Origin of the sequence: Paenibacillus hunanensis (assembly GCF_014645615.1) — a bacterium.
Taxonomy (GTDB): Bacteria; Bacillota; Bacilli; order Paenibacillales; family Paenibacillaceae; genus Saccharibacillus; species Saccharibacillus hunanensis.
Window position 1 is genome coordinate 14,132 of record NZ_BMMB01000020.1, and the last position, 21,446, is coordinate 35,577.

The following is a 21,446-nucleotide window of genomic DNA, read 5'->3' on the forward strand; positions in this document are numbered from 1 at the left end:
AATGAAATGAATCAAACGTTCTATCGTAATCTGTATTAACTAGTATGCAGCAACGATCCAGCAGTAAACCCTCACCAGCCCACTCGAACGATCAACCCTTTCGGATCACCCACCTCAAGATAAGCCGCCTGCTGATTATAATCATCATAAGCAAATCCATACGCCAGTCCACCAATACTATGATCATGCCAGAACTTAGCATAATAATTCGCTGGAGCTGCCTTGTAATAAGCCGCTATATTGTTCCAATCCGCCTGATTGGCATACACATGACGATTGATCGCCGAGCAGATGCCTGGAGATTCCTGCAATGCCCCATTACAGAGCAAAATCTCCTGCGTCGAATAATTGGAATAGCCAGCAAAGTAATTCGCATTCGCTCCACCCGCCTTGAACGAGCCATGAATCGGAGCAACGATACGATACGGTGCCTGTACATCGGCCAGACCTTTAAACGCCGAAGGAACTTCACTGCGATACTTGCTGAACAGGCTTGCACGCGTTTCTGATTCCTGCTCGCCTACCGTCCGGTCGTAGTTACCAGCACGGTTTACCAGACGATGCTGTAAAGGGAAGCCAAAGCCATCGACACGAGTCGTGTTACCATGATACCCCGAATCATTCACTGTGAATTCCACAAAGTCAAAATACACATTCAGGTTCGGATCGGACGGATTGTTGATGTCCGGGCCAGCGAAGCCATCATTATAAGTTTTGATATAACATGGCGAGCCGACACAGATGAACATACGACCCGAATCCATCTTCGGTAAGCTCACCCATTCCTTTTGCGCGATTGTACTATAGATGTTGGCGTAGTTCACACCATTTTTAGTCAAATGACCGGACGCATCATTCAGCGCTGCCGAGATCGGACGCAGCTCACCCGAGCTGGTGAGATAGCTCCATTGCTTGGTAGCGGGATTGATCCCGAGGATGCCCCAGTACACCTGGCTATCGGAATACGCACCATTTGTCGCGTTCATTACCTTGAATGTCATCACACCACTTCCAGTTGGAGCTGGAATGGACGAAGCAGGGATCGAGCCGACCGAAGGGGCAGCAGCGGAAGCATAGTCGGTCATACCTGACGATGCAAAACCAGCCATGACTAGCGAAGCAAGTAAGATACATTTTCCAATCCAATGAAACATTAAATCCCTCCTCAATTTGTATACGCTCTCATATTGCGTGTTTCATTATACATTATATGTAATTTATTTAAAATTATAGAATTTAGAATGGAAATTAGCATGGAGATGTCTGCTATATACGTTCATATACATCATGAAGGAATAAAAAGGAAGTGGCATTGGCGTTCTCCCCATCACAGAACAGGGTCGCTCTACCATTGAATAGGTCCGTCTCTTTATTTCAATTGGCATCCTTCTCAATATATGGATATCGGGATATTGATGCCTGCTGGAATGCAATGCAGCCAAAAGAAGCAAAATAACTACGATACGCTCAACATTTTTAAATTTTTTTAAAATGATTGTTTTCATTCGTAACATTCCAGCAATTGACTTTGAATTCGCTCTCAAAAGGCGGTCTATTCACGAATCTTGAATTTCGTCTAAAATGCAAACAGCGGATCGAGAAATAAAAATGAATTTTGCAAGCTTTTTCAATTATGAACTTTCTCAAAAGGTTGCAAAATTCATTTGCTTTTTTGGTGTGAAAGCAGTAAAGTTTTATACTTGAGTGTCCACATTTGGGAATGGTTGATCCGAGAATTTCGACGTAAAAAATGGAATTTGGAGGGAAAATCAACCATACAACATATAGTATGTCAAGCGAAATATTTTTTCGTTCATGCTCATCCGGGGGAGACGCATGAACGGAAGGCGTAGCTATGCCATTTCAGGGGGAATCTGTACAAAAAAGCCCCTTTTTCGACCGTTTAAACAGTCTGCAAGTCACCTTGACAACACAATATATAGAGGGTAAACTCAAAAGCATCCTCCATATATTGAGTTACGGTGTTTGATTGTGCGATATATGGGTAATTGCTACATAAGAGCGCTACGGCAGCGGGTTAGCAGCGGTTGAAACGTATAAAATCGCCTTGAATCCCCGCAACATGGCACTACATATAGCCACTATATATTGAGTCGAGAAGGAGATGTCACCTATGCTGATTGCATATGATTCCAAAACAGGCAATGTGAAACGGTTTATCGGAAAACTGAAGCATTCCTCCGTACAGGCGGTACAGATTGAAGAAGCCTTGCAGTTGAATGAACCCTTCGTATTAATCACGTATACGACAGGCTTCGGTCAGGTTCCTGAAAAGGTGAATCATTTTCTGGAAAAGAACCACCAACGTCTGCTTGGAGTTGCTGCTAGCGGCAATCGTAACTGGGGTGACAATTTTGGTAAAAGTGCGGATCTGATCTCAGAGCGCTACGGTGTTCCGGTTGTATACAAATTTGAACTGGCGGGCACCACGGGTGATGCCCAACGATTCGTACAGGAGGTAGAAAAAATTGCGGCATATTGAATTGAACAACCTATTGATGCAGCGCGACGCGAACGGTTTTTTCCGATTGGATAAAGATAAAGAAGCGGTACAGGAGTATATGAAGGAAGTTGACGAGAAGAGTATGCACTTCACGGACACTGCGTCCAAGGTGCGTTACATGATCGACAACGACTACTACGAGGACATGTATGAGCATTACAGTCCAGATGCGGTAGAAGCAGTATATGAAATCACACACAGCTACGGGTTCCAATTCCCTTCCTATATGGCAGCTTCCAAGTTCTACAAGGACTATGCAGTAAAAACGAATGATCGCTCTCAATACTTAGAGCATTATCCAGATCGCGTAGCGGTTGTCGCTCTGCATCTGGGTCGTGGTAATGCGGAAAATGCAAAGACGCTGGCACGTTCCATGATGGAGCAGCGTCTGCAACCAGCAACGCCAACCTTCCTGAATGCAGGTAAAAGTCGTCGCGGTGAAATGGTATCCTGTTTCCTGCTGGAAATGGACGATTCCCTGAACTCGATCAACTACGTGCTGAACACCTGCATGCAGCTGTCCAAAATCGGCGGCGGTGTAGCGGTAAACCTGTCCAAGCTTCGCGGACGCGGCGAGCCAATCAAAGGCGTAGAAGGCGCAGCGAAAGGTATCATGCCTGTACTGAAGCTGATGGAGGATGCATTCTCCTATGCTGACCAGATGGGTCAACGTAAAGGCTCTGGCGCAGCATACTATAACATCTTCGGCTGGGACATTCTGGAGTTCCTGGATAGCAAGAAGATCAACGCAGATGAGCGTACACGTCTGAAAACTCTGTCGATTGGTCTGATCGTGCCGAATCGCTTCTACAAGCTGGCAGCAGATAACGAAATGCTGCACGTGTTTGCTCCATATAGCGTATTCAAGGCGTATGGTAAGCATCTGGACGATATGAACATCGACGAGATGTACGATACACTGCTTGCTGATGAGCGCGTGAAGAAAAAAGCGATCATGAGCGCACGCGATATGTTGACGAAGATTGCAAGCATTCAGCTGGAATCCGGCTATCCTTATATTATGAACAAGAGCAATGCGAACAAGTTCCATGCTCTGAACAGTATCGGCTCTGTTAAAATGTCGAATCTGTGTACAGAAATCTTCCAGTTACAGGAGACCACAGAGATTACGGATTATGGTACTGAAGACATCATCCGTCGCGATATTAGCTGTAACCTCGGCTCCCTGAACATCGTTAACGTGATGGAACTGGGCAAAATTCGCGAATCCGTGCATGAAGGCATCATGGGTCTGACTGCGGTTAGTGACATGACGAACATTGCAAATGCACCAGGTGTAGCCAAAGCGAACCGCGAAATGCGTTCCGTTGGTCTGGGCGTTATGAACCTGCACGGCTATCTGGCGAAAAACAAAATCGCTTATGAAAGCAACGACGCGAAGGAATTCGTTCGCACGTTCTTCATGATGATGAACTTCTATTCTCTGGAAAAGAGTATGGAAATTGCTCGCGAGCAGCAGGAAACCTTTATGGACTTTGAGAAATCCGACTATGCGAGCGGTGTGTACTTTGACCGTTACCTGTCGACTGATTATCGTCCAGTGAGTGCGCGTGTACAGGAACTGTTCGGCAGCATGTACATCCCAGGCCCTGCGGACTGGCAGAACCTGAAAGCAGACGTGATGAAGCATGGTCTGTACCATGCATATCGTCTGGCAATCGCGCCAACCGCAAGCATTTCATATATCCAAAATGCAACATCCAGCGTTATGCCAATCGTGGAGCAAATCGAGACACGCACATATGCGAACTCGACAACGTACTATCCAATGCCTTATATGCAGCAGGATAACTTCTTCTACTACAAATCGGCATACCAGATGGATCAGTTCAAGGTACTCGATCTGGTTGCTGAAATTCAGCAGCACGTGGATCAAGGCATCTCGACTGTATTGCACGTAAGCAGTGACGTAACGACACGTCAACTGGCGCGCTACTATCTTTATGCAGCGCATAAAGGTCTGAAATCTCTCTACTACACACGCACGAAGCGTCTGACTGTAGAAGAGTGCATTAGCTGCTCGATCTAAGACGAAGTCAGTAGCTAGTAGGTGGAGGGACATGAATGATTTATAAAGTCATTCATAGAGCTATTCCTGCTTCGTCAGCATCGTCTTGATCAGGCATGCAGCTACACATGGAAGTATATAAGCTGATTTTACAGTGATTTTATAGCCAGCAATCCGCTGACAGAAAGTGTGTATCGATGATTCAAGGTATTTTTGAAACGCATATTAATGTCAGTGATGTGGAGGTGTCCGCCCGGTTTTATGAACGTTTACCGGGCGTTACTCTTTTGCATCAGGATACACAGCGTAAGAGCCGGTTTTACTGGATTGGTGAGCCAGGCACGTCGATGCTCGGTATCCGTGAGAACTATCCTTCTCCGCTCGTACAGCGTCAGCATTTTGCGTTTACGACAGGGGTGGAGCAGTTGTATACAGCAGCCGCACAGCTGGCAGAGCTTGGCATTACCGCTCAGAATTTTCACGGCAACTCTGTCGAGCAGGCGGGTGAGCTGATCGTATTTCCTTTTATGCCGGCGGTTTCGATCTATTTTACCGACCCGGATGGTCATTCACTGGAGCTGATTGCGATGCTGCCGCATAAGGCACAACCGGAGCAGCCGCTGATGACATGGGATGCGTGGGAAGCATTACAGCAACAGGGATAACATTCTGATTTATGTATAAGGTATTTCATACAGCTTGCAAAAGAACCATCTCAGGGCGACATGCTCCTGCATTCTTTTGCGTGCTGTCCTTATGTTGCGCTGATACGGAGGATACGGTTCGTTCGCCGTTGTCTAGGTAAGTAGAGGTAGCTAGGCATCCGTACATAACGGTTTACTTTACAGCTACTGGACACGGTTAAACGATGACATTTATATAGAGATGTTCAATGGAAAATTTTGCTGTGCTATGTTGATATTTTACTGGTTAACCAAGCCAGTCTACAGGAAAGGGGCAACCTATCGATGAGTGAGCCAATCAAGGCAGTCAACTGGAACCGTCCGGATGATGACTTTACAATGATGTTCTGGAATCAGAATATTATGCAATTCTGGACAGATGATGAGATTCCGCTGTCCGATGACAAAATGTCCTGGATTCAGCTGAGCGATGCTGAACGTGAGACGTATATGAAGGTACTGGGCGGTCTGACACTGCTCGATACGATTCAGGGCGGTATCGGTATGCCGCAAATTTTGGAGCATGTGGATGGATTGCAGCGTAAAGCCGTACTGGGCTTTATGGCGATGATGGAGCAGATTCATGCGAAGTCCTACAGCAGTATTTTCACCACACTGTCCTCGACCGAAGAGATCGATAGCATTTTCAAATGGGTAGAGGAACATCCACGTCTGCAACGTAAGGCGGAGACAGTTCGCCAGTATTACAACAACATCAATACTCCGAAAGAGCTGTTCCTGGCGATGTCGGCTTCCGTATTGTTGGAAAGCTATCTGTTCTACAGCGGCTTCTTCTATCCGCTCTATCTGGCAGGTCAGGGTAAAATGACATGCAGCGGCGAGATCATCGACTTGATTCTGCGTGATGAAAGTATCCACGGCGTATACGTGGGTGTACTGGCACAGGAAATCTACAATGATCTGGACGAGCACGAGCAAAAGGATGCGTACGAGACACTGGAAGGCCTGTTCCGTTATCTGCATGAGAACGAAGAAGGCTACACCGCAGAGGTGTACGATCCAATCGGTCTGACCGAGGAAGTGAATATCTTCCTGCGTTACAATGCGAACAAGGCATTTATGAATCTGGGCTTTGATCCATTGTTCCCGGATGAAGAAGTGAACCCGATCGTATTCAATGGCATTAGTACACACACGAAGCAGCATGACTTTTTCTCCAAAAAAGGCAATGGCTATGTGCGTGCGATCAATGTAGAGCGTCTGACTGATGACGACTTCAAATTTGATTTTTAATCACTGATCCGAGCGACTTCGTACGGTTATATGATCCATTCTCTGCTGATCGTACAGCGAGAAGGATCAATAAAAAGTAAAACAAGCTAAAAAATGGGTAGCCTGCGGCCGATAAAAAGAAAAGCCGATCACATATAAAAAATAGGCGCCTGTAGAGATATAAGGTTAGTTGTATAAAAAGGGGATAAGAGAAGGCTGCTTTGCTGCGCATTACGCGCTGGCAAGGCAGCCTTCTTACGTTTGTCTGTGATAACGGAGGCGCTTCCAGATTATCGTATCATGTCATACGATTGAAATGATCATAGAGACATTATGCTTCAAAATACATAGGAATTGAAAAAGGTATTTGCGACTTTCCTTCATCCCCTCTGACGAAGAAAGGTATATAAACCGTGATCTCATCGTCATTTTAACGGTATTAAACGGATCTAACCCCAGCTCGAAAATGCGGATGAAGCTCACATGAGGGATGGAAGTAAAGCAGGCTTAAACCTGTCTGCTGTAGTGCGCTATTCCAATATAAGTAAATTTTATATTGTTGGATACGGGTAGTTATGCCATACTGAATCGTATATAGCGCACAGTGATGGCAACTAGATCCGATGTGGCGATTATGGACAAGCAGCATAGAATATAACGGATAACAGGTTGCTGTATATGCATGAGAATGGAGCTTCCTTTATAAAGGATAAAGTGAACTCAACCAAAATCGGACAGGCGGTGATCAGACATGTACAGAGTCATTGTGGTAGATGATGAACCGATGATGCTGGAAGGCTGGCAGACGATGGTGGATTGGGAAGCCTACGGATTTGAGCTATGCGGCATGGCAACGGATGGACAGGAAGGGCTGGAATTAGCCCGAAATCTGCGTCCGGAGCTATTGATCACGGACATTTCCATGCCTGTGCTGGATGGGATTGGCTTGATCAAGGCGCTACGCCAGGAGCCGAATCTTCCTATGCGAACGATTATTGTAAGCGGTTACTCTGAATTCGATTATGTCCGACAGGCATTGCAATGCAAGGTCGATCATTATTTGCTCAAGCCTGTACTGGGTGAGGAAATGCATGAGCTTCTGGCAGAGCTCAAGCTGGCGCTCGATCAGAGCTGTGCAGAGCAGAAACGGCTGCGTCAGCAGACGGAAGCCGCAGCGGCGGCAGCTATTTTACGGCTGCTGCGTGCAGAGGAAGCGACGATACCGGAGTATATGGCTCGCTTGCTCGGGATCAGGCCAGAAGCGCAGCTACGTATGATTGTAGGCGCAACGCCTGATGAAGAGGATGCCATACAGAACCCATCTCCTATAGATTTACTACACATAGATGAAATCAATCCTACACTAGAACATACATCCGAGCCTACATCTTATCTAGCAGATGACGGCTTAGAGCAAAATTATCGTAGAAATGAGGATACCTCCTCGCATTCATCCAGCTCTCGCATTGTGCGTGGTCATCGGCAACGCAGCGATAACACGGCAATCACGCTGTCTGCGCATCGATCTGCCCAGCGGTTGACAGATGGAACGGCAGCGCTTGCGCATGTACATGATGAAGCTGTCGATTCTGCTTCTTCAAGACAGCACTGGCATGCGGACGAACCGTGGCAGCAGGAAACGCCGATGGTACGTCTGGCAGCGGCATGTCGTGCTGCGGGTTATATGGCATGGACATTTGCAGATAGTCCGGGGCATACCGGAATGCTACTCATTACAGAGCCGCTCAGCCGTACAGCATTCATAGCTGCACTGGAGTCATGTAAAATGGCAGCAGCCACCTCTGATAGCGAGCTGGCAACGTATCGTCTCTATTCCAGCCAGCCGGCAGAACAACTGGAGGAGCTGCCGGGTCTGTATGCACGAGCGATGGAGCTAAGACGCTGCTCCAGCTCGGCACGCAGTATTACGGTTGATACGGATGCGACTAGTGATCGTATGCAGCTGGCAGATTATCGGTTGGATGAGGTGCAGGAATGCGCACTTCATCTACTGCAATCCGTACAGCGCGGTGATACCGATGCGATTCGTGCGACAGTGGAGCATCTTCCTGAGCGCTGGGGCAGACAGGCGGTGCCTGATCCTATTTTGCGTGTGCTGATTCGTCATCTACTTGGCGAGCTACTGCGACAGGCACAGCAGCGTGAAGCGGTAGGGGCGATAGATAGTGCGAGCTGGCTGCGTCATTTACTGGGGACACATGCGGATGATCCGGCTGGCTGGAGTCTAGATACGCTCAAGCGACTGTGTCTGCGTGCAGCTGAGCAAGTAACAGTCAATAAACCAGCGCGTGCTAAAGGCACAGCCGCAAGCATTATCGCGGAGGCGAAGCAGTACATGCAGGAGCATTATCGTGAGAAATTGCAGCTACAGGAGCTAGCGCAGCGCTTTAATCTGAATGCGGTTTATTTTGGACAGCAGTTTAAACGCGAGCTGGGCTGTAGCTTTAACGATTATGTGCATCGGCTACGTATTGAAGAAGCACAAAAGCTATTACGGCGCACCGATATGAAGGTAGCGGAGATTGCTGCCTGGCTGGGCTATCATGATAGTGATTATTTCACAAATAAATATAAAGCGCTTACAGGTGAGCTTCCATCCGTTTATAAATCGAGAAGGCAAGGATGATGCACAATGTGGTCAAGCCACAAGCCGAATCAGCGGCAAAAGAATGAGCGGAAGCGGCGTCAACAAGTACAGGGATCACAGGCGGCTGGAGCCAGTCCGGTCAAGGGTAAGCCGGTGCGTGGACGCCAGCGGTTCCTGTTTCACAGAGTTAATGATATTCCGCTCAAATACAAGTTTTTGCTCATTTATCTGCTCTGTGTGCTGCTGCCGATTATTGCGATTAACAGCTTTTTTTATCAACGTAATTCGGAGGATATTCAAGCGCGTGAGGTGGAGAATCTACGCAAATCGATCGATCGTGCTTCTGGCGAGTTGCTCGGCATGATCAATGAGGGAATCGCGCTTAATCATTCGATTGGTATGGATAACTCGATCTATGAAGCACTAGACCGCACGTATGCTTCACCGTCGGCGTATTATGATGAATATTACGGCTTTTTGCGTGATAAGCTAACGCGATATATGTCTGCCAACATAACGGAGGTGCGGGTGTATACAGACAACCAGACGATTCAGACGGGAGCCAATTATCATGTGATGAGCAGCAGCACGCTCGGTAGTCAGCCATGGCTCCAGCAGCTGGCGCGGTCGGGTGGCAATATTACAGTCGCCGCCTACGATGAGACATCCGGTCTGAATCCGGGCAAGCGTCTGAGCATTGTAAGTAAAATGAACACCTACATCTCCCATGCTCGTTATGATAAATATTCGAGAGTCGATCTGACGGTGAGTAAGGTGTACGATATTTTGAATCGCGAGCGAGATAGCCTGCAATTGCGGCTGGTCGACAATGAAAATCGCGTAGTCGCTGCCAGTGGAGATGGCAATGAGGATGATCTGGAGATTATTCCGAATCCGCCCTTACCGGAGCATGAGGACAATGCAGGCTATGTGGTCGAGCGCAATCTGGGCGATTTTAACTATGTAAAGGGCTGGAAGCTGATCGGTATTGCCGATACCAGACGGATTGATAATCTATTGAATGAAGCGCATCGTTCGATTTTGCTGCTGGCGATTTTCAGTACGGTGATTCCGTCGCTGCTTATTTTTGTAATTTTGCGGTCATATCATGATCGGGTGAAGCGACTATCCGATCATATGGAAAATATACGGCATGAGCGGTTTGAGCCGATCAATATGCCAGAGGGTAGCGATGAGATTGGTGAGCTGATTCGGACATTTAATGTGATGACGATGCGGATTACAACGCTGATCAATGATGTGTACAAGCTGGAAATTCGGCAAAAAAGCTTTGAGCTGGAGCGCGTACGTACGGAGCTGTCGATGCTGCAAAGTCAGGTGAATCCGCATTTTCTGTTTAATACGCTGAACGCACTGCTGGTTGTCTGTACAAAAAATGGCTATACCGATGTGACGGGCATTATCAAAAATCTGTCGCTTATGATGCGTCAGCTTCTTAGTCGTGCAGATGGATTGGTGCTGCTGGAGGAAGAGCTACAGTTCACCTCGATGTATCTGCAAATTGAGAAATTCCGCTTCGGCGATCTGTTCGATTACACATTTGATATTGAGCCAGCGGCGCTCAAGCAGCGGATTCCACGCATGAGCATTCAGCCACTCGTGGAGAATGCGTGTAAACACGGCTTACAGGCGCGCAAAAGCGACCGTAGCATTCGCATCACAGCTCATATGGATAAGTATGGTCTGAATGTGATGGTGATCGATAATGGCATCGGCATGCCGCCAGAGCGCTTGCAGCAGCTATTGCAAAATATGAAGTCAGATGAAGCGATGGAAGGGCATATTGGTATTCGTAACGTGTACCGGCGACTGGAGTTATTTTATGAAGGCGAAGCGGATTTTATATTGCATAGTGAGGCAGGCACGGGGACAGAAGCCGGATTCCGGATTGCGCGTGCTGAGCTGGATGGAGAAGGACATTTCCGACGCAGGGAGTCGGGGTAAAGGAGAGACATTATGCACAATGTATTACTGGTCGATGATGAACCGTTCGCGTTGGAAGGCATGCAGCTGATGATCGAATGGGATAAGTATGGCTTTCGGATTGACAATGTATGCTCGAATGGCGAGGAAGCGATTGAGTATTTGAGAGAGCAGACGCCATCGCTGATCGTGACAGATATTCGGATGCCTGTCATGGATGGACTCGATCTGATTCGTGAGGCGCGCCGTCTGGGCAATGTGACGAGTACATTTGTCATTGCCAGTGGATATCATGACTTTGAATATGCACGTCAGGCGATGCGTCTGGGGGTAGCGCATTATTTACTCAAACCTGTGATTGGGCCTGAGGTGGACAGTGTGTTGACACGAGTACAGCAGCAATTAGAGGAGCAAAGCCGCCGCGAGCATATCCGCCGCACAGCGGACGAGTATGCTGTGCGGCAGCTACTGGCTGCGCTGATCGCTGGCTCGGATGCGGGAGGTCGTACGTATACCGAGCAGGAGCTTGCCCCCCTGTTCGGAACGGAAAAGCGCGTATGGAGCTATCTGCATGTACAGTGTGGAATTGAAAATGGTAGTGAAGCCTATGCTGAGGCAGCTCGCTGGGCTGCACAGGAAAGCGATTGTTATGTATTATCTGATCGCTCTGGTTCCTTCGGTATCATCAAGGGCTGGCTCGTCTCGGATCAAATACAAGCCATTGAGCAGGCGGAGCAGCTATGTCGACGACTCCAAATGTCTCTTCCCGATGGCTCACGTATCAGTGCAGGTGTGCCTGTATATGATCTGCGTCAGCTACATTTCTCATATCAGGACGCACGGGTGCATAGTCGACTGTTATTTTTTGATGGACAGGAGCAGGTGGCTGCTTCATCCAAGCCCATGGCGGCTACCACGACAGAATCGGCTTCCAGCTCCCTGCTTGCTACAGCCGAAACGATCAGTGAGCTGGTCGAAAATGGCGATGCCACGCGATTAACAGAGCAGCTACACCAGCAATTCGAGCACTTCCGAATTGAACGTACAGCGCCAGAGCTGGTTGGCATTTTCAGCAATGAAGTGGTGCTACGCTGTGTATCTCTGTATGCCGAGCTGGGCGGTGAGGGTGGCAATATAGTAGGCCCTACTGATCTGGAGCAGATCACCTGTGTATATAGCGGATTGAATGTGCTGGAGGAACGACTGACCGAATTTTGCCTGCGCTGTCAGCAGGAGGTAGGCATGCTACAGGATACACAGACAGGCGGCATTCAGGCACAGGTAGCTGATTTCCTGCGCCAGCACTATACCGAAACGTGGACGATCCGCGAATTAGCGGAGAAATTTTATATCCATCCGGTCTATCTCGGACAGTCCTTTGCTCGTCGCTATGGAATGAGCATTCTTGATTTTATCCACGAGCTACGCATTGAGGAAGCTAAAAATCTGCTTACCAGCACCGATCTTGCTTTCTGCAATGTCGCCGAACAAATCGGTTATCGCGGATACCAGCATTTTTTAAAGCAATTTGAGAAGCGGACAGGGTATCGACCGAGTGATTACAGGCAACAGCAAGAGTTGAGTGATTAAGCCACAAGGCTGTTCCCATCAGGGAGCAGCTTTATTTGTGAGCTGGGAAGGCGATTAGATTATTAGGCTACATCCAATCCTTTTTGTTATAGAACTGGACAATTCTAACAACACCTTAAATTTCAGGTGGACAGTTCTTTAATCTGATTATTCTGAAAGCGTATACATTTGAGCATAATAAATACATAAGCCGTATACGCAAATTCATTCACTCATTCGGGTGATGAGAATGAAACGAAGCTTTAGCTGGAAGTTCATCGTGAACCGAGTAGCGCAGCAGGCTAGCGTCAGTCGTTACTGCGTGATCGTTTGCGAATACGCCACAGGCAATGCGATTCCATATCAAGGGGGAGCAGATTGATGAAAAAAATGAAACGACGGGCCTTCTTTGGCTCCATGTCGCTCGTACTGGCACTGGGCATGGTACTGGCAGGCTGTAACGGTGGAGATAGCGCATCGTCCGATGATTCCGGGCCGTTTACGATTACCGCTTTTATCAGTACGCCAAACCAGGCACCTTCGCAGGATAACCGAATTTACAAAAAAATTCAGGATGAGCTGGGCGTGAAGCTCGACATGGAATTCCTCGTGGGCGATTTGCAGCAAAAGCTCGGGGTTATGATCGCAGGTGGCGAGTATCCTGATCTGATTACCGCCGATCCGAAGCTCGTTACAGCTGGAGCGGTCATTCCACTGGAGGATCTGATCGATAAATACGGGCCTAACCTGAAAAAGCACTATGCAAAATACTGGAACCGCATGAAGGATTCCAGTGACGGACATATCTACTGGCTGCCAAACTATGGCGCTTATTCTGGCGAATTCCATGCTAACTCGTATTCGGGTCCAGCCTTCTGGGTTCAAAAGGATGTACTTAAGGATGCAGGCTATCCAACACCGAAAACACTGGATGAATACATGACATTGATTCGTAATTATGCGAAAAAGCATCCAACGATTGATGGACAGCCAACGATCGGCTTCACCACACTGGCTTCTGACTGGCGTGTATTCCCGCTGCTGAATGCACCGGAGCATCTGACCGGTCACCCAAATGATGGCGGCGTTGTCGTGGATAACAATGTAGCGAGCGTATTCGCTGATAAGGACATTGCGAAGCGCTACTACAAAGAACTGAACGGTCTGTACAACGAAGGCTTGATGGACAAGGAAGCATTTGTACAAAACTATGATCAGTACCTGTCCAAGCTTGCAAGCGGACGTGTACTCGGTATGTTCGATCAGCACTGGAACTTCTCTCAGGCAGAAGATACACTCATTTCCCAGAAGAAAAATGGTAAAACGTATGTCGGCTTCCCACTCGTATACGATACAAGCATCAAAGACCACTACCTGGATCGTCCGGTTATCAACCTGAATAACGGTTTTGGTATTAGTGTGAATGCAAAAGATCCAGAGCGTATTATCAAGTTCCTTGATGCACTGATGGATGAGAAATATCAAAAACTGCTGTCCTGGGGTGAAGAGGGCAAAGACTATGAAGTCGATAGCAAAGGCAAATTCTATCGTACACCAGAGCAACGTCAAGAGCAGGAAGATCCATCGTGGAAGCTCGCGAACCGTGCCGATGCTTTCTACGGAGCAGCACCAAAAATGCAAGGTACGTACAGCGATGGTAACGCAACCGATGCAGGCAGTCAGCCAGAGGAGTTCTATGCATCCCTGAAGCCAGAAGATCGCGCATTGCTTGATGCCTATGGTCATAAAACATGGACAGATTTCTTCTCGCCAGCTCCAGAGAATCCAGTCTACTATCCAGCCTGGCAGATTGATCTGATCGATGGCTCGGAAGCATCTGTCGCTAATAAACAGATGAACGATGCCTCACTCAAATTCCTGCCGCAGGCGATTATGGCAGGCACCTCTCAATTCGATAGTGTATGGGATCAATACGTGAACGCTTATAAAGCAATCAATGTGAAAGCTTATGAAGATCGCATCAACGAACAGATTCAGTGGCGTCTGAAAAACTGGGCAACGAACAATTAAGCAAGGTGACACGCTGATCTGCCATAACGGCAGATCGGCTGTCCGCCGTTGCTAGCTTGCCTACATAGAGGCAATACGCCTGTGTCTAACTGGAAAGGGAGTGGAGTATGACTGATTATCCGAAAAGCATCCGGGCCAAGGGAGAAAAGGCCAGATCGCTCAATGTACCGAAGGAAAGTCTGTGGCGGCGCCTGATGGGGCAAAAGCAGCTGATGTGGATGTCGCTGCCAATCGTACTGTATGTGCTTGTCTTTTCGTATTATCCAATCTGGGGCTGGACGATGGCGTTTCAGAATTACAAGCCTGCCCGGGATTTTATGGATCAGGAATGGGTTGGCTTCAAGCATTTTCAATTCCTGTTTACCGATCCGACCTTTTTGAATGTACTGCGTAATACGCTGGCGATGAGCTTGATCAATATGGTGCTCGGCTTTGCGACAGCAATTGTATTTGCCATTTTGCTAAATGAGGTCAAGACACGCCTGTTCAAGCGGACGATTCAGACTATTTCGTACTTGCCTCACTTTCTGTCGTGGATTATCGTAACCGGAATTGTCGCTAGCTCACTGTCCGTCGATGACGGTATCGTGAATGTCGTGCTGATGAAGCTCGGGCTGATCAGTCAGCCGATCATGTGGCTCAGTATTCCTGAATACTTCTGGGGCATTGTCGGAGCATCCCATGTTTGGAAAGAGGTCGGCTGGAATGCGATTATCTATCTGGCAGCGATCACCTCGATCGATCCATCGCTGTATGAAGCCGCCGAGATTGATGGAGCGAACCGCTATCAGAAAATGCTGTATGTCACCCTGCCAGGTATCAAGTCGATCGTGATCATTCTGATGATTATGAATATTGGCTGGATTCTGGAAGCGGGCTTTGAAGTCCAGTACCTGCTCGGTAACGGGGTCGTGGTGGACTGGTCGCAAACGATTGATATTTTCGTGCTCAAGTACGGCTTGCAGATCGGTAACTACTCACTTGCGACCGCAGCCGGTATTTTCAAAACGATTGTCAGCATTACGCTGATCTTCGCCGCTAATACGATCGCCAAGCGCTTCGGCGACGAGCGGTTGATCTAGGGGGGGATACGCATGAAAAAGAAATCGTTACAGCTAGAGCCGATTGTATTTAACACGTTTAATGCGATCTTTATGATCGTGATTGCGGTCGTTACCCTTTACCCATTTTTGAACACACTGGCGGTTTCGCTGAATGCAGGTAATGATACCATTCGAGGCGGTATTTATTTGTGGCCGCGTGTATGGACAGAGCAGAACTACCGTGCGGTGTTTGCAGGAGGAACGATCTTCAATGCGTTCCTGATCTCAGTCGCACGGACAGTCATTGCGACCGTACTCAGTCTGTTCCTGACCTCCATGCTGGCGTATACGATTAGTCGTAAGGAATACGTACTGCGCAAGCCGATTACGATTATCGTTGTGTTGACGATGTATTTCAGCGCTGGTCTCATTCCGTATTACTTCCTGATTCGTGATCTACACTTGCTGAACAACTTCCTCGTGTACATCATTCCAGGGCTGGTGAGCGCATTTAATATGATCGTCATTCGGACGTATATTCAAACGCTACCAGAAGGTCTGATCGAATCGGCGAAAATTGACGGCGCTGGTGATTTCCGTACCTTCATCTCGATCATTTTGCCACTCTGTCAGCCAGTACTGGCGACGGTCGCCCTGTTTATCGCGGTAGGACAATGGAACTCCTGGTTCGATACGTTCCTGTTTGCCTCGTCCAAGCAGAGCTTAAGCACACTGCAATTCGAGCTGATGAAGCTGCTATCCTCATCGATGAATACGAATAGCAGCGCCTCGATGGCGAACGGAGCCGATCTGAATGCCGTACAAAATATGGTCACCCCGGTATCGATCCGGGCAGCGATTACGATTGTCGCTTCCTTGCCGATTCTGATCGTTTACCCATTCCTGCAAAAGTATTTTGTACACGGCTTGCAGCTGGGTAGTGTGAAGGAATAGGCAGCATCATTATATAAAGGCACACAGGCAACTGGAAGGATGCCGCTGTATCGGAGCGTGGTAACACGGCAAAGAAACGCGGCATCCTTTTTCAGTATGCACAATAAAAGGAAAGAAGAGGGGATTGTATTGGTACATACACACTGGCGCAAAGTATTCATGATCACACTCGCGGTACTGCTGCTCTTACCGTTACTGACACCTGCGGAACGCTCAGCACGGGCTGCTGATGATGGAGCCGTGCTGAATGCAGGCTTTGAGGATGGTACGGCGATGGGCTGGTATGGACGAGGTGGAATGGAGGAGCTAACCGCGACTGCGGCGGCTGCCCATAGCGGAAGCTATGGACTGGAGATTAAAGGACGTACGCAGAGCTGGCATGGGCCACAGCATGAGCTAACGCCTGTACTGGAAAAGGGGCGCTCCTACACGATCTCCGCATGGCTGCGTCAGCCAGAAGGTGCACCTTCCACCGCGATCTCCATGTCGGTGCAGCAAAGCACCTATGGCAAGGATAACGAGTACAAGGCATTGACCAGCCAGACGATCAGTGCGGACAAATGGACAGAGCTCAAGGCAGACTATGTGCTGAACGATTCACTGGATAGCGCCGCAGTGTATTTTGAAGCAGGCTCATCTGCAAGCGCTTCCTTTTATCTGGATGATGTCGTGATCCAGCCAACACCGGTGAAGGAGCCGATCTCGATTCAGAAGGATATTCCATCACTCAAGGATGTATACGCGAAGGATTTTAAAATTGGAAGTGCCTTGCTTGTATCCGAAATTGCCGATCCAAATGGGCCGGATGCACAGCTACTGGAAAAGCATTTTAATATGCTAACTGCGGGCAATGAGCTGAAATGGGATGCCACCGAGCCGAAGGAAGGTCAGTTTGATTTTACCCGTGCAGATAAGATTGTGAAGTTCGCACTCGATCATGGGATGGAATTCCGTGGACATACATTAGCCTGGCACAGTCAGACACCGGATTGGGTGTTCCATGATGACAAGGGCAATCTGGTAAGTAAGGAAGTATTGCTACAACGATTGAAAAAGCATATCGATACTGTTATGGGACGCTATAAAGGGAAAATTGGCACATGGGATGTGGTCAACGAAGTGATCGATCCATCCGGCCCTAACGGTCTGCGTAATAGCCTCTGGTATCAGATTGCTGGAGAAGAATTTATCGAAAAAGCGTTCATCTATGCGCATGAAGCCGATCCTAACGCCAAGCTGTTCATTAACGATTACAATACCGAGGAGCCTGCGAAGCGTGATGCACTCTACGCGCTAATCAAGCGTCTACAGGCAAAAGGGATTCCAGTCGACGGTGTTGGTCATCAGATGCATATTAGCACCTCGTATCCGTCTACAGCAGCTGTGGATGCGATGTTTAGCAAATTTGCTGATCTGGGCATCCAGCAGGAAGTGACTGAACTGGATATGAGTGTATACAGCAATGATACGGATTCATGGCAGACATTCCCTGAGGATCAGCAGATTCGTCAGGCGTATCGCTATCGAGACATGATGAACGTATTCCTCAAGTATCGCGATCAGATTACAGCCGTTATTTTCTGGGGCAAGGATGATGGCAATACATGGCTGACCACCTTCCCAACCGTTCGTAACAACTGGCCGCTGCTGTTCGATACGCAGCTGCAAGCGAAGTATGCGTACTGGGCGCTGGTTGATCCATCCAAAGTACCGATTGAGCCGAAGCAAGCGAAGGCTTCACAGGGTACAGCTAAGATCGATGCTCGCATGGAGCAGGAATGGAATCGTTCCGCACGTATTCCAGTGACCAAACCAGATGGAACAGAGGCAGGTAGCTTCCGCCTGATGTGGGACGCGAAAAATGTATATGTACTGGCAGATGTGAACGATACCGCAGTGAATGGCAAGGATAGCGTAACCGTATATGTGAGTAATGGTAAGGACGCGAAGCCGGATAGCTACACGATGCAGCGTAGCGGCGCACAAAATAACGCAAAATGGGCATATCGCTCTGCCCGTACGGATACGGGTTACCGGATTGAAGCGAGATTGCCTGTCGCGAACAATCAGCTCGGACGAGAGCTTGCGATCGATCTGGTGCTGTCCGATTATAAGGGCAATCAGCCAACACGTATTTACTGGAGCGATACGACAGGTGCGCAAAATAGCAGCACAGCGAATTACGGTAAAGTCACACTGGAGCAAGGCCCACAGATCGCCGCCGCAGTCAAAGGTACACCAACCATCGACGGCGATGTGGACACCACCTGGCAAAAGGCAACTGCCTTTACGACCTCACGTCAGGTTGTCGGAACAGGCGGCTCGGTAGCACAGGTACGCACGATGTGGGATAAGGATCGTCTGTACATTTTGGCTGAGGTAAAAGACAAGTTCCTATCGGCAAGCAGTCCGAATGCGTATGAGCAGGATTCGATTGAAATTTTCGTTGATCCAAATCTGGGACGTACTCCGTATTTTGAGCCAGGAGATGATGGACAGTACCGTATTAATTACAAAGGCATGGAGAGCGTGAATCCAGCCGATCAGAAGAGCCGCTTGAAATCAGTCGCCAAAGTTATTCCAGGTGGCTATCGAATCGAAGCTTCCATCGACTGGCCTAAGGGTGTCACTGCTCCAGCAACTGGACAGTGGGTAGGCTTCGACATTCAGGTGAACAACGACGATACCGGTAATGGCAAGCGCGATACCGTAATGATCTGGAATGATACAACAGGACAATCATATCAGAACACCGCTGGTTATGGTCTGCTGCAACTGCAATAACGTCAGCAAGCAATCCACAGTAGTGGTGAGCAGGATAAGAAAAGTGATCTACACGATGAAGATGAGTAAGATAAGCAAAATGATCCACAGAGCAAGACCAGCAAAATGACCAAAATATTCAGAAAAGAGGCGTTCCTATGAGCAATACATCGGATTCGATTACTGCACAGCAAGCACAAGCTGAACAGCAAACAGGACAAGGATCATCTGCATCCTCAGCTAATCCATCGCTACAGTCAGCTACGGATATTCGTCTGGCGGAAACGTTCCGCCAGGACTTTCCGATCGGAGCGGCGGTAAGCGCGCATACGATCCATAGTCAGCGCGAGCTATTATTGCAGCAATACAACAGCCTGACTGCTGAAAATGAAATGAAATTTATCTGTATTCATCCAGAGGAGCATCGGTACACCTTCGAGCAGGCAGATGCGATTGCCGATTTTGCCCGTCAGCATCAGCTGGGTCTGCGTGGCCATACCTTTGTATGGCATAACCAGACACCGGACTGGGTATTTCAAAATGAGCAGGGTGGCAAGGCGGATCGTGCTACGCTGCTCGCTCGTCTACAGCAGCACATGGAAACCGTGATGGGACGCTACCGCGATATTATTCGTTGCTGGGATGTGGTGAATGAGGCGATTAGCGACGAGGATGGTACCTATTTGCGACCAACGCCATGGCTGGAGGGCGTTGGCGATGATTATATTGCGCGTGCATTTGAAATGGCCCATGCGATCGATCCGCAGGCATTGCTATTTTACAATGACTATAACGAATCGCATCCAGGCAAATGTGATCGTATCTGTCGACTGATGCGCGAGCTGCTAGACGAGGGCGTACCCGTGCATGGCGTAGGGCTACAAGCACACTGGAACATCCACGATCCAAGTCTGGATCAGATTCGCGCAGCGATCGAGAAATACGCTGCACTCGGTCTGCAATTGCAAGTAACGGAAATGGACGTCTCCATGTTTGCCTTTGACGATCGGCGTACCGATCTCAAGGCACCTACAGCGGAGATGGTGCGAATGCAGGAGGAGCGGTATCGCGCGTACTTCCAGTTGTTCCATGAATATCGGGAAGTGCTGACAAGTGTGACGTTCTGGGGAGCGGCGGATGATTATACGTGGCTGGATGGGTTCCCTGTACGTGGACGTAAAAACTGGCCGTTGTTGTTTGATGAGCAGCAGCAGCCGAAGGCGGTTTGCTATGATATTGTGAGGGCTCGGCAGGAGCTTGAGCGGTAAGCTTGATGGGGTGCTGGAACAAATATGTGCTAGTGATGGATAATGCTGTTATGGGTGTATGAGCTGGATGTTTTTTGGGAAGTAAGGGTTTGTGAGTAGTATTTGTGAGCAGTAAGAGTGTTTTTGGTTGTGCTGTGAGACGGATAGGGATTGGTGGTTTTGCAGCAATCACTTCGGCAAGGAATAAGGGAACGGACTCGGGTGGAGCCGCGGGAATCTTTGGGAATGGGAAGGAATGGAGATTCCCGCCCCTCCAAAAAGGTAAGATATTTTGCTTCGCAAAAATCACTTTTCATTGAACCCCGTGTTAGAAAATCGCTAACACTGTAAGTCGTCCTTTTCCCTTATTTCCTTGCCTTCGTTATGTGCGGGGGCAATATTTGGGTTTACTCGCTTGCTTTGTGGGCACATTTACAGGTTCTACAACTTAGGTATGGGCTGAGAGTTAGCTAGATCAGAAAATTATCAAAACATGATCAAAAAAATGCTTGAATAAGCTCAGAATAAGCTGTAAATAAGCTATAACAAGTTAAGATTAGTTCGATAATATCAATACAGAGCATAGTGGGAGATTTGAATCAACTTTGGAAAGAATTTGTTTTTTAGCTGGATGAATGCTTGTGAGTGAATGCGCTGCTGACGAGTGGTGGAGGGGAGTGGCAGTTTAAAGAATTAGAGATTAAGAATAAGAGATAAGAGGAGCGTAAAAGTTATTGTTTGATTAGATGGGTAATACATATAATTTTTGAGACACAGACACAGACACAGACACAGACACAGACACAGACACAGACACA

General features: G+C 48.2%; 14 protein-coding genes. 13 read left to right on the forward strand and 1 reads right to left on the reverse strand.

Annotated features, from left to right (window positions below):
• Positions 1-71: 71 nt before the first annotated feature.
• Entirely contained in the window at positions 72-1,154 is a 1,083-nt protein-coding gene (locus IEX62_RS22645) for a glycoside hydrolase family 64 protein (RefSeq protein WP_188778575.1), read from the reverse strand.
• 980 nt (positions 1,155-2,134) lie between these two features.
• Between IEX62_RS22645 and nrdI the strand changes: the two genes are divergently transcribed.
• The 13 genes from nrdI to IEX62_RS22705 all read left to right on the forward strand — a co-directional run bounded on the left by nrdI (position 2,135) and on the right by IEX62_RS22705 (position 20,649).
• Positions 2,135-2,503 (forward strand): class Ib ribonucleoside-diphosphate reductase assembly flavoprotein NrdI, encoded by a 369-nt coding sequence (gene nrdI / locus IEX62_RS22650; RefSeq protein WP_188778577.1) that lies wholly within the window; start codon positions 2,135-2,137, stop codon positions 2,501-2,503.
• A complete protein-coding gene (gene nrdE, locus IEX62_RS22655) occupies positions 2,490-4,574 on the forward strand; it encodes a class 1b ribonucleoside-diphosphate reductase subunit alpha (protein ID WP_188778580.1) in 2,085 nt (694 codons plus the stop codon). The genes nrdI and nrdE overlap by 14 nt, the downstream gene beginning before the upstream one ends.
• Before the next feature lie 176 nt (positions 4,575-4,750).
• Positions 4,751-5,218 (forward strand): VOC family protein, encoded by a 468-nt coding sequence (locus IEX62_RS22660; protein WP_188778583.1) that lies wholly within the window; start codon positions 4,751-4,753, stop codon positions 5,216-5,218.
• A 303-nt stretch (positions 5,219-5,521) separates the two neighbouring features.
• The gene (gene nrdF, locus IEX62_RS22665) at positions 5,522-6,490 is read left to right on the forward strand and encodes a class 1b ribonucleoside-diphosphate reductase subunit beta (protein WP_188778585.1); all 969 of its coding nucleotides are present in this window, start codon (positions 5,522-5,524) and stop codon (positions 6,488-6,490) included.
• Between the two features lie 730 nt (positions 6,491-7,220).
• Positions 7,221-9,116 carry a response regulator gene (locus tag IEX62_RS22670; RefSeq protein WP_188778588.1) on the forward strand — a complete coding sequence of 632 codons (1,896 nt, stop codon included), beginning with the start codon at positions 7,221-7,223 and terminating at the stop codon, positions 9,114-9,116.
• A gap of 6 nt (positions 9,117-9,122) precedes the next feature.
• Positions 9,123-11,042: a sensor histidine kinase gene (locus tag IEX62_RS22675; protein WP_229686029.1), complete on the forward strand. Its 1,920-nt coding sequence runs from the start codon at positions 9,123-9,125 to the stop codon at positions 11,040-11,042.
• A 12-nt stretch (positions 11,043-11,054) separates the two neighbouring features.
• Positions 11,055-12,611: a response regulator gene (locus IEX62_RS22680; RefSeq protein WP_188778590.1), complete on the forward strand. Its 1,557-nt coding sequence runs from the start codon at positions 11,055-11,057 to the stop codon at positions 12,609-12,611.
• A gap of 229 nt (positions 12,612-12,840) precedes the next feature.
• Complete coding sequence (locus tag IEX62_RS23985) at positions 12,841-12,972, forward strand: hypothetical protein (RefSeq protein WP_268239830.1); 132 nt, start codon at positions 12,841-12,843, stop codon at positions 12,970-12,972.
• The gene (locus tag IEX62_RS22685) at positions 12,972-14,621 is read left to right on the forward strand and encodes an ABC transporter substrate-binding protein (protein ID WP_188778592.1); all 1,650 of its coding nucleotides are present in this window, start codon (positions 12,972-12,974) and stop codon (positions 14,619-14,621) included. The genes IEX62_RS23985 and IEX62_RS22685 overlap by 1 nt, the downstream gene beginning before the upstream one ends.
• Positions 14,622-14,815: 194 nt before the next feature.
• Positions 14,816-15,703, forward strand: a complete 888-nt coding sequence (locus tag IEX62_RS22690) for an ABC transporter permease (RefSeq protein WP_373289185.1) — start codon at positions 14,816-14,818, stop codon at positions 15,701-15,703.
• A gap of 12 nt (positions 15,704-15,715) precedes the next feature.
• Positions 15,716-16,618, forward strand: a complete 903-nt coding sequence (locus tag IEX62_RS22695; RefSeq protein WP_188778596.1) for a carbohydrate ABC transporter permease — start codon at positions 15,716-15,718, stop codon at positions 16,616-16,618.
• A 129-nt stretch (positions 16,619-16,747) separates the two neighbouring features.
• Positions 16,748-19,402 (forward strand): endo-1,4-beta-xylanase, encoded by a 2,655-nt coding sequence (locus IEX62_RS22700; protein WP_229686031.1) that lies wholly within the window; start codon positions 16,748-16,750, stop codon positions 19,400-19,402.
• Between the two features lie 137 nt (positions 19,403-19,539).
• A complete protein-coding gene (locus tag IEX62_RS22705; protein ID WP_188778598.1) occupies positions 19,540-20,649 on the forward strand; it encodes an endo-1,4-beta-xylanase in 1,110 nt (369 codons plus the stop codon).
• Positions 20,650-21,446 lie beyond the last annotated feature (797 nt).

Coding starts and splice junctions, on each gene's coding strand:
- IEX62_RS22645 (WP_188778575.1), bottom strand. CDS start 1,154: ATGTTTCATTGGATTGGAAAATGTATCTTACTTGCTTCGCTAGTCATG.
- nrdI (WP_188778577.1), top strand. CDS start 2,135: ATGCTGATTGCATATGATTCCAAAACAGGCAATGTGAAACGGTTTATC.
- IEX62_RS22660 (WP_188778583.1), top strand. CDS start 4,751: ATGATTCAAGGTATTTTTGAAACGCATATTAATGTCAGTGATGTGGAG.
- nrdF (WP_188778585.1), top strand. CDS start 5,522: ATGAGTGAGCCAATCAAGGCAGTCAACTGGAACCGTCCGGATGATGAC.
- IEX62_RS22670 (WP_188778588.1), top strand. CDS start 7,221: ATGTACAGAGTCATTGTGGTAGATGATGAACCGATGATGCTGGAAGGC.
- IEX62_RS22675 (WP_229686029.1), top strand. CDS start 9,123: ATGTGGTCAAGCCACAAGCCGAATCAGCGGCAAAAGAATGAGCGGAAG.
- IEX62_RS22680 (WP_188778590.1), top strand. CDS start 11,055: ATGCACAATGTATTACTGGTCGATGATGAACCGTTCGCGTTGGAAGGC.
- IEX62_RS23985 (WP_268239830.1), top strand. CDS start 12,841: ATGAAACGAAGCTTTAGCTGGAAGTTCATCGTGAACCGAGTAGCGCAG.
- IEX62_RS22685 (WP_188778592.1), top strand. CDS start 12,972: ATGAAAAAAATGAAACGACGGGCCTTCTTTGGCTCCATGTCGCTCGTA.
- IEX62_RS22690 (WP_373289185.1), top strand. CDS start 14,816: ATGGGGCAAAAGCAGCTGATGTGGATGTCGCTGCCAATCGTACTGTAT.
- IEX62_RS22695 (WP_188778596.1), top strand. CDS start 15,716: ATGAAAAAGAAATCGTTACAGCTAGAGCCGATTGTATTTAACACGTTT.
- IEX62_RS22705 (WP_188778598.1), top strand. CDS start 19,540: ATGAGCAATACATCGGATTCGATTACTGCACAGCAAGCACAAGCTGAA.